The 10,399-nt window shown below is 71.4% G+C and carries 4 protein-coding genes; 3 read left to right on the top strand and 1 reads right to left on the bottom strand.

Annotated elements, in window-relative coordinates; translation table 11 throughout:
- On the bottom strand, positions 1-1,143 hold a 1,143-nt coding region (mycP, locus tag EYA84_RS18495; protein WP_131054309.1), incomplete at its 3' end, for a type VII secretion-associated serine protease mycosin.
- Between the two features lie 209 nt (positions 1,144-1,352).
- Here mycP and EYA84_RS18490 point away from each other — a divergent pair.
- The 3 genes from EYA84_RS18490 to EYA84_RS32530 form a co-directional block, all read left to right on the top strand.
- Positions 1,353-1,745 (top strand): YbaB/EbfC family nucleoid-associated protein, encoded by a 393-nt coding sequence (locus EYA84_RS18490; protein ID WP_131054305.1) that lies wholly within the window; start codon positions 1,353-1,355, stop codon positions 1,743-1,745.
- Entirely contained in the window at positions 1,742-2,083 is a 342-nt protein-coding gene (locus EYA84_RS18485) for a hypothetical protein (RefSeq protein WP_131054304.1), read from the top strand. Before EYA84_RS18490 ends, EYA84_RS18485 begins: the two co-directional genes overlap by 4 nt.
- Before the next feature lie 45 nt (positions 2,084-2,128).
- Positions 2,129-10,399 (top strand): toxin glutamine deamidase domain-containing protein (locus EYA84_RS32530; protein WP_255446625.1); only part of this gene is annotated, 8,271 nt, incomplete at its 3' end.

The raw sequence follows: 10,399 nt of genomic DNA, 5'->3' as shown, positions 1-10,399 counted from the left end.
CCACCGGGTGCGTCGCCCGCGCGGCAGCAACGCCGCCAGGACCGCCACGCCGACCGCGAGCACGGCCAGCGGCAGACCGATCCAGAGTGCCCACCGGCCGAAGACCGCCCACCGCTCGGCACGGGCCTCTGCAGCGGCGTCGTAGGGCACGTCGGGCAGCGGAGGTTGGGCCACCGGTGCCGCACTGGTCAGACGTTCGGTGACGGCGCGGTACGGATTGACCACTCCACTGCCGTACCCGGCCTCGGCGTCGCCACGGGCCGGGTCGGCGGTGGCCAGGATCCGCCGGGTGACCTCCTTGGCCGACAGGTTCGGCTCCGCCGCGCGGATCAGCGCGGCGGTGGCGCTCACCATCGGGGCGGCGAAGCTGGTGCCGTCCCAGACGCTGTGTCCGAACACGCGGGTGGCGGCCACCACCGCCCCACCCGGCGCGACGACGTCCACGTACGGTCCGATCTGGGACTGCCTGATCCGGGCCCCGTTCTGGTCGACGGCGCCCACGCCGATCACCCCGTCGAAGTCGGCCGGGTACGGCACCGGGTCGGGACGGGCACCGTCCTGGTGCTGGTTGCCGGCGGCGGCCACCAGCACGACGTCCCGATCCACCGCGTACCTGACGGCCTGCTCGACGTCCTTGTCCCAGTAGTAGAGCGTCACCGACATGTTGATCACCTTGGCGCCCTCGTCGACCGCCCGCCGGATCGCCCGGGCGAAGACCTCGCTGGTGACGGTGTCGCCACCGGTTCCCGGCTGCTCGTTGGCGTTGCGCTCACTGACCCGGATCGGCACGATCGTGGCGTCCGGAGCAAGGCCGTAGAACCCGACCCCCTCCATCCGGCCGGCCGCGATGATGCTGGCCACGGCAGTGCCGTGGGAGACACAGTCCACATCGCCCCCCGGTGCGTCACGCAACGCGTCGAAGCCGGCGGCCACCCGTCCGGCCATCTGGGGATGGGTGCTGTCCGTGCCGGAGTCGATCACCGCGACCTTCACCCGCGCACCGGTGCTGAACGGCCAGACCCGCTGCGGCGCCAACCACCGCTGGTGCCACGGGGTCTCGATGTTCATCTCTCCCGGATCGCTCGGATTCCGGCAAATCGTCGGATCGGCCCGGGCCGGGGTCGGGGCGGGCGCGGTCACCATCGTGGCCAGAACGGCTCCCACGAGGGCGAATGCCGCGATCGGACGGTCACGGAACACTGCCTGCTCACCTCCCCGTCGACCGGTGCCGGTGCATCCTAACGACGCTCGGCCGCAGACCGGCCACCCCGATGTCGCGCCCATTCAGTATGGTCGAGTCGCCACGCCCAAGGCGCGGGTGAGACGTGGACGTGCGCGGGGAGGGACACGCCATGGACGTACAGGCGCTGCGCGCCCGTGCCGACGAACTGATGGCTCAGTTCGAGCGGATGCGCTCCGGCGTGGGTGACCTCCAGCAGAAGATCAAAGCGGTGAAGGCCACGGTCACCTCCGAGGATGGCCTGGTCACCGTGACCGCCGGGCCCCGTGGGCAGGTGACGAAGGTCGAGTTCGACCCGCGCATCTATCGCCGTCCGGACTCCAAGGAGCTCTCGGCCACCGTCACCGAGACGATCCGCCGGGCGAGTGAGAAGGCCATGGCCGAGGTCGAGCAGCTCCTCCAGCCGTACGTGCCGGACAGCCAGTTCCAGGCCTACATCGACCACGATCTCGACGGGATCTTCCGACAGCTGGACAGTGACCTGCCCGGGGAGGAGAAACGGTGAGCGAACTGCGCGAGACCTTCGTCAAGCCCGACGCGGCCCTGGACGGTGCCAACCGACTGGGCTCCGCCGGTGCCCTGCTGGCCATGCGTTTCCGGAGTGCCGCCACGACGATCGAGACGCTCAACGGCGGTCGGCCGTGGGGCGACGACGAGCCGGGCAACGAGTTCAACAAGAACTACCTCGGCGGCGACAACCAGCCGGCACAGAAGGTCCTCGACATGGGCCACGGTCTGGTGCCGGTGGTGGAGCTGCTGGGCCCGACCGTCAAGGGTGCGGTCGAGGGCACCGTCGACGTCGACGACATGACCCGGACGCTGTTCGGCGGCGAAGAGAAGTAGCCGGCGACCGTACGTCGTTCGACATCGGACGGAAGGGCACGCGGGGTGGCGGTACCCAATCCCAGGAACTCGCTGGGCGAGTACGCGTGGGTCTGGGACGCCATCTGCTGGGTGAGCGCGGGCGAGGCGTGGCCCAGCGGCGACGAAGACAAGATGCGGGAGCTCGCCGACGCCTGGCAGGTGATGGCGGACGCGATCAGCGAGGCGTTGGGCGAGGCCGACCCGGCGGTCATGAAGATCCTGCAGGCATGGGGCGGCGGTGCCGGCGAGGCGTTCGGCGGGCTCTGGAACCAGATCGCCGTCGACCCGAACACCGGCCTGCCGCTCATGCAGGAGGTCGCCGCGGCGTACGCCGCCGGCTGCGACCAGGCCGCTCTGGAGATCGAGTACGCCAAGCTGACCGTGCTGATCGCGGTCTTCATCACCGTCATCGCGGTCTTCGTCGCCCTGCTGATGGCCTGGCTGGGCGGTGTGTCGGCCGGAGCGATCCCGGGCATCCTGGCGGCCGGTCGGCAGGCCGTGACGGTCGCCTTCCGCCGGTTGATCGCCCAGATGGGCCGGCAACTGCTCACCCGTGCCGGCATGCAGACGGCCCTGCGCGCCGCCGGCACCAGGCTCGGGCAGATCGTCAGCAGCCAGGGTTTTCGCCAGGGGATGACCCGGCTCGGCCTGGAACTGGTCGAGGAGATCGGCGAAGAGCTGATCATCGACGTGGGTGCCCAGGCGTACCAGATGCACACCGGCGAGCGGCGGCAGTGGGACGGTAACCGGACCCTGACCGCCGGGGTGGGCGGCGCGATCGGCGGCGTGCTCGGCACCGGCATGCATTTCGCCGGCCGGCGGGTGGCACCGCACATGCCCTTCTCGTTCCGCCCCTCGCAGCTCTCCTTCCCCGGCAGCGGAATGGTCCGCTGGGGCACCACGAGTCTCGCCTCCGGCATGCAGAACGCCGTCGTCTCCCCTGCGGCCAGCGTGCTCGCCAACGGCACGGTCAACGGACAGTGGGCGATGCCGGGCGCGGACGCGTTCCTCGGCGGATTCACCAGCGGCGCCGGCCGCACCGGGTTGACCATGATCGGTAGCAGCATGGGCAACGTGGGTGCGAACGTCACCAACTGGGGCCTCGGCAGGACCGGCGACTTCAACCCCGGCGCCGGTCTCCCGGCGGGCGGAATCGACCCGGCTCTGAACGTCGGCACCGCCGACGGCCTCGGCACCGTCGGAGGTGTCAACGGTGGTGCGGGCGGAGCCGGTGCCACGGGCGGTGGTTCCACGGGAAACTCCAACGGCGGTGGCTCCACCTCCGGAGCGGGTGCCAACGGAGGTAGCGCGACGCCGACGAGCGGATCGTCAGAAGCGGGAGCCGGTGCGACCGGTACCGGCAGCACCGACGGGGCAGGGTCCGGTGCAGTCGTAGCCGGTGGCGTCAATGGCCCGAATGTCGACCCGAGCAGCGGAAACACCGATCTGGGCGTGACACAGAACGGCGCCGTCACGGTGCCGGACAGTGGGTCGGGTTCGATCAGCCTCGCGCCACCGACATCCGACGCGGGCGTCGCGGCACCGACCGAGGGCTCCTCGACTGCCGACGCGGGTACGTCCGACGGTGCGTCGCTCGCCGAGGGCGCGAACGGGCCTCCGGTTGCCGTCCCCGCTGACGGAGGGATCACGGCGCCCGCCGACCCGTCGACCGGCGGCACCCATGCGACCAGCGCTCCGACCGACGCCGGACAGCCGATCGCGCCGGCAACCCAGGACTCGGCAGGCCCCGACTCGGCAAGCAACGATCGTCCCGCAAGTGGTTCGACGGAACACACTGCCGGTGGGCAGGTGTCAGGCCCACGGGTGGAGGGCGCCGTCACCACGACCGGTGACGGCGCGACCGGGTCCACCGCCACCCGGACCGATTCGCCCACCACCGACACCGTCGGCATCAGCCCGATCGACAACGTTGCTGAATCCCATACTTCGGAGACCTCTCCAGCGGCGGATCCCAACACGCCACCTGTAGCCCCGGTTGTCGGCCCGCCACCCGGCACGGCGGCTCCGGCGACACCCACCCCAACGCACCCGACCTCGACGGCCGGATCGCTGACGACAACCACTTCACCGACGGCGAACGTCGCCAATGCGCCGACGCCGACCACCGGTACGCCGACTGCTGGTGCGAACGCCCCGGCCACGCCGGGGGCCCAGAACACCAGCAGCACCGCCCCGCAACCGGCGTCGGGCCGTACGACGCCGGGCGGCCCGCTCGTCAACACTGCGACGGCGAACTCAGCCGGGTCGGTGTCGCTGACGCCGCCCACCGGGCCGCCATCGACCGTTCCGGCCCAAACCGGCCCCACCAACCAGCCCGGGACCACCACCCAGCAGGGCGCGACCAGCCAGCAGAGTGTCTCATCGCCGACGGGTACTCCATCCGCGCCGGGCAACGTGCCGGCCGCCAGCCGGACGGAGGGTCGCACCTCACCCGTGGACCCGCTGACGGTGCCGGCCCAGACCATGGGCATCGATCCGACCGTCGCCTCCCCTGACACCAAGCCTCCCGTCATCCCGGTCGGCGAGACCGATTCGATCAGGGGACGCGCGGATTCCTCCCCGCAGGCCGCTGTGGACGTCCCCGTCGTCGTCCCGGTGCCGGGCAGTTCGGGAACGCTGACCAGCGACCCCACCGGACCGCGTGCTGCCAGCGGCCCTGTCGATCCCCAGACTCTGAGGCGATCAGAAGGGCCGACGGGCCGCGGCACGCATAGTTGGCAGACCGACCCGACGTCGGTGGACGGTGATCCCACTGGCCCTGCTGCGGAACGGTCTCTGATTGAGGCGTCGCGGACGCTGGCCGAGACCGTTCGCGCAGCGGTCAAGGCAGCCACGGTCTCGAAGAGCAAGCAGCCCGGTATGGCAGGGGCGTTGCTCATGCCCAATGGCGAGATCACCGCGCATACCAGCATGGCCGCGAACAAGGGCACGACACCGGCCACCGAGCCGCGCGTGCACCGGCTTGCGCAGGCCGCCCTGAACCGGACGGCGGCTGCCCTGGCCGACGGCACCGGCAGCGGACATGGCAAGTGTGCGGAGGTGGCTCTGGTCTCTGACCAGCTCTACCAACTCGAGCAGCAATGGGAGGCGGAAGGCAGGCCCGGCGAGTTCGATCAGTGGGCCCTGGATGCACTCCGAGGTTCCAAGATAGTCACTCATCAGGTCAAACCGGCATTTTCTGATGGCGTCACCTACGAGCTAGGACATTACCGGCCGCCTTGTCGGTCGTGCGCACACTTCCTGCCGCAGTTCGGGGTGGAGCCGATCACGGACCCGGACCGCGATGTCAACGCCTACCAGCCGACTGTGCCCGGCGTGGTGGGTAACGGGCCGCCGCTGAGCGACAATCGTCCCTACGGCCGGCCTGACGGTCTGGTCCCCCCCGACCAGGCCGATCAGCAGTTGCTCGAGGCGGCCGTGCCGCGTGATACGAACACAGGGCGACCCGAAGTCCACCCGGATCCGCGTGGTCCGTGGGCCGGGCTGGTCAACGACGGTGGACCCACCGTCACAGGCAGGGACAACAACTGCGCGGACGTCGGGCTCTCGGTTCTGTCGACCTGGTTCGGGCGGCCGGAGGTGGCCGCGTCGACGGTGCCGTCAGCGCAGGTCGAGGCGGGCAGTACCCTGCGCCAGGAGCAGGCGCTCCGGTCCAGCTTCGCTCACCAGGGCGCCGGCACCAATGCCCTCGACACGATTGCCGACGCGCTTCGCGCGGCAGGTCCGGGCTCGGCGGTGCTGATCGTCACCACCTGGTCCGACCAGCCCGGCGCGCACACCTGGAACGCCGTCAACCATGACGGCACGATCGTCTGGCTCGATGGGCAGAACCAGCTGATCTCCGACACCGACCCGTTGCACGCCGGACGGGTGGGTGACGTCTGGGCCATCGTTCTCGACGCCGAAGGTGACCCGATTCGGCCGGTGGAGACACAGGGCACGACGAACCCGGTCCTGCCGCCGGATTCGACCGCGTCCGACGTGGGGCCGAGGATCGAGCCGAACACCGCTCCGTCGTCGGTCGTCGACCCGAGATTCACCGATCCGAACGCCGCGATCTGGCCCGACATGCAGGGCTGGCCGATGCCGGACACCCGGCAGTACGGGCCGGAGCAGTTGGCGCCGTTGGAGGATCCGCGCTACCAGGACGACGTGGCGGACAGCCTGTGGACCCCCGAGGGGTACGCGGTCTTCGCCGACCCGTCCACGCACCCGTACGGGCGGTTGATCAACGACGGTGGGCCGGACCAGCCGGGGCGCAGCAACAACTGCGTCGACTCCACGCTGGCCGCGCTGGCCAGCTTCTACGGTGATCCGCAGGTGTCCCATCCGCGCTGGCCGGATCGGCTCGACGACGGCTCCATCGAGACCGAGTTGGGGGAGTTGGCCGGTGTCGACCGGATCGCGAACTGGATCGGCGGCGACTGGGTCGGCGACAGTGCCAACGAGGCGATGCCGGGTACGCCCGTCGAACGGGCCGAGGCCGTGGCCGACCGGTACGCGCAGCTCTACCAGAGTGTCCTCGGCGGGGGGCCGGGCACGGCCGCCGTCGTGGTGGTGGACTGGGTGCAGTTCGACGGGAACGCCGCTCCGCTGCTCGACGCCGACGGTCACACCCAGCCGGCCGCCCAGCACGCGTTCCTGCTGGTGTATCCGGAGGGCGCGGACGGGCCGGTGTGGTGGGACCCGCTGTACGCCAGCACCACCACCGACCCGCTCCCCGGGGACTATGTTGGACTGACGCAGAACCTGTGGTCGATGGAGGTACACCCCGGCTATGCCGATGAGCAGGGAGGAAGCCCAGCAGCTGATGACCCGGCTGCTCGGGACGGACAACCCGGTGGCGGTCTTCCCGTTCGAGTTCGGCTGGGCAGCCCAGGAGACGCTCTCCCCGCAGCAGCGGGCACAGGGCCGGCAGATGGGCCAGGGGGTCTTCATCATCGACCGGACGGGAGTGGTGACCGCGCATCCCAGCCTGCCTCCACCGTTGGTCATGAAGCGGTACACGACGGCCCGCCGGGAGGGCCGGATCACCGGCCGGCAGGTCTGGCCGACACCGGACCCGACGGACTGAGCGACCCCGGCGTACCGACGCCGGACCAGACCGACTCTGCGCCGACCGACACCGATCACCGGTTGTCGGAGACACGGCGGATCGGCCCGGGTGAGTTGGCGCCGCTGGAACACCCCGGCTATCAGTCGGACGTCGAGCAGAGCCTGCGGACGCCCGAGGGCTACGCGCTCTTCGCCGACCCGTCGACACATGCATATGGCAGGTTGGTCAACGATGGTGGGCCGGATCAGCCGGGCCGGGCCAACAACTGCCTCGACTCGTCGCTGGCGGCCCTGTCCAGCTTCTACGGTGACCCGCAGGTCTCCCTCCCTCGCTGGCCCGACGTCCGTCCGGACGGGTCGATCGAGACGCTGGCCGGGGAGGCGAGCGGTCTCGACCGGGCCGAGGCGTGGCTCGGTGTCGACTGGTCCGGCGGTTCGGCGGACCTGCCCACCACGCCGACCGAGAACGCGGCGGCGGTCGCCGAGCAGTACGCGCGGCTGCATCAGTGGGTCGCGGCGGCGGGTCCGGGCACGGCGGCCCTGGTCGTGGTCGAATGGCGCAGGACGGATCCGAACACCGGGGACATCGTGCTCGACGGCGGGCACGTGCAGGCCGGGGATTCGCACTCCCTGGTCGTGGTGCATCCGGAGGGTGCCGACGGACCGGTCTGGTGGGATCCACAACGGGGGATGACGTGGCCGCAGCCCCCAGCGGCGTACATGGCACAGACGTACGCGCTGTGGTCGATGGTGCCGTCGGTGGAAGGGGGTCCGGGTGACACAGGACGAGGCGCGGGCACTGATCACACGCCTGCTGGGCACGCCGAACGAGATCGAGATGCATCCGTTCGAGTTCGGGTGGCTGGCGAAGGAGCAACTGTCGCCACCGGAACGGGCCCAGGGCCGGCACCTGGGCCACGGGAGCTACATAGTCGACCGGACGGGAGTGGTCACGGCACAGATGAGTCTGCCGGTGCCACTGTTGATCATGGAGTACACCCAGGCCCGCCGGGAGGGCCGGATCACCGGCCGCCAGGTCTGGCCGACGGAGGACCCGACGGCCTGACCGACGTCGGTCCCGCGCCGTCGCTGCCGGAGAGCCGGCGGTACGGGCCAGGTGAGCTGGCCCCCCTGGAGGATCCGCGGTACCAGGACGACCTGGCCGCGAGTCTGGCCACGCCGCAGGGCTACGCGGTCTTCGCGGACCCGTCCATCCACCCGTACGGCCAGTTGGTCAACGATGGTGGGCCGGACCAGCCGGGCCGGGCCAACAACTGCCTCGACGCGTCGCTGGCGGCCCTGGCCAGTTTCCACGGCGACCCACAGGTGTCGGTGCCACGGTGGGCGGACCGGACCGACGACGGCGCGATCGACCTGGTCTCCGGTGAGCGGGGCGGCCTGGAACGCGCCGAGGCGTGGATCGGCGGGGAGTGGATCGGCGGGCCGGACAACCTGCCCACCGACCTGGCCCGCACCGACGCGGTCGCCGACCAGTACGCCGACCTCTACCGGCGGGTGGCGGAGGCCGGTCCCGGCGCGTCGGCGCTGGTGGTGGCCGACTGGCTGTACGTCGACGCGGCCGGGCAGCCGATCCTGGACGCCCACGGCCAACCGGAGATCGACGGTGCCCACGCGTTCGTGATCGTCTTCCCGGTCGATGCCGACGCGCCGGTGTGGTGGGATCCGCAGAGCGGGACGACGTCGGCGGACATGCCGGCCGTGGACATCCGGGAAACCCATGCCCTCTGGGCGATGATGATGCCTGACGGAGAGGGGCGAGTTGACCGAGGACGAGGCGCTGACCCTGATCAGCAGTTTGCTGGCGACCCGGAATCCGATCGTGCTCCGGGAGTTCGAGTACGGCTGGCTGGCCCGGGAGAGGCTCTCGGAACAGGAGCGGGCCTCGGGGACGCACGTGGGCCAGGGGAGCTACATCATCGACCGCTCGGGAGTGATCACCGTGCACCCCAGCCTGCCGCCCCGGCGGGTCATGCAGGAGTACGCCCAGGCGCGACGCGAGGGGCGGACCAGGGGCCGGCAGGTGTGGCCCGAGGTGGAACCGACAACCTGACCGGACCGGCCGACCGGACCGACGTCGGCGATACCCGGACGAACGGCGACCGGGCCGGCACGGTGATCACCGCGAGTGCCCTGCCCGGCACCGACTTCCACGGCCAGGGTCGTGCGGAACCCGACCCGGACGCCGTCCTGGACCGGGCTCGTGCGGTGGCCGGGCAGGTGGCCACCCACGCCGAGGTCTCCGAGGTGCTCGCCCGCCCGGACGGCACCTACCAGGTGACCCGGGCCGACGGCAGCACGTTCACGCTCCGTCTGACCAGTGGGCCGGTCGCGGACGGCGCGGTGGCGACCAGCCGGTTCGGCAGCGACGGCGTCGCCGTGGTGACGCTCTCCGACCGAGCCGCCGACCGGGTGGTCGAGCGGGGACTGGCCCACGAGGTGGCCGAGTTGTCGGCGCTCGGGCGGCCGGTGGATCCGGCAGCACCCACGGTCGCCCCGCTCTCCCCCGCCGACCTCGCCGAGCTGCGGACCGCCGCGCACCAGGTCGCCGTCGCCGACCGCTGGTCGCTGGGTGCCGCCCGCCGCGAACTGGCCGCCGTGGTCGACCGCCTGGGCCTGCGGGACGGCATGCTCGGCGCGGAGCAGCGCCTGAGCGGGGTACCGGCCGCGACGCGGACCGCCCTGACCGAGGTGTACCCGGACTGGTACACCGACCGCCGGGGCCGGGCGCTGGACCGCCTGCCCGCCGCGCCGACCAGCGACCCGCGTCCGACCGGACTGCCCCGGCTGCGTACCTATGTGATCACCCACATCGCCACCAACTCGATGCTCACCGCGTTGGCGGTGAAGCTGACCGTGGACGCCGGTCGGCCGGAGCTGGCGTTGATGCTCGGCGTCGGTGGGGTGATCGGCGCGGTCGCCACCGGTCCGGCGAAGTGGCTGGCGAAGCGGGCCGGTCTGGCCGCCGAGGACCGTCGGGCCCGGCACGACGCACGTCAGGAGGCCCGCTCCGCCGTCGACTCCGATGTCACCATGGGCCGCGAGGTCGCCGCCCGGGCCGACGACGTGGGGCCGCCGACCCGGGAGGCGGACTCGGCGACGGGCCGACTGGAGAGCAGGGTCGAGGCGCTCGGACAGCGGCTCGACGCCGGGGAACGACGTCGTCGCCTGATCGGCCGGCCGCGACGCTTCGCCCCGCCG

Origin of the sequence: Verrucosispora sp. SN26_14.1 (assembly GCF_004307965.1) — a bacterium.
Taxonomy (GTDB): domain Bacteria; phylum Actinomycetota; class Actinomycetes; order Mycobacteriales; family Micromonosporaceae; genus Micromonospora.
Note: the sequence above shows the minus strand (reverse complement) of the source record. Positions and strands in the feature narration are given on the sequence as shown.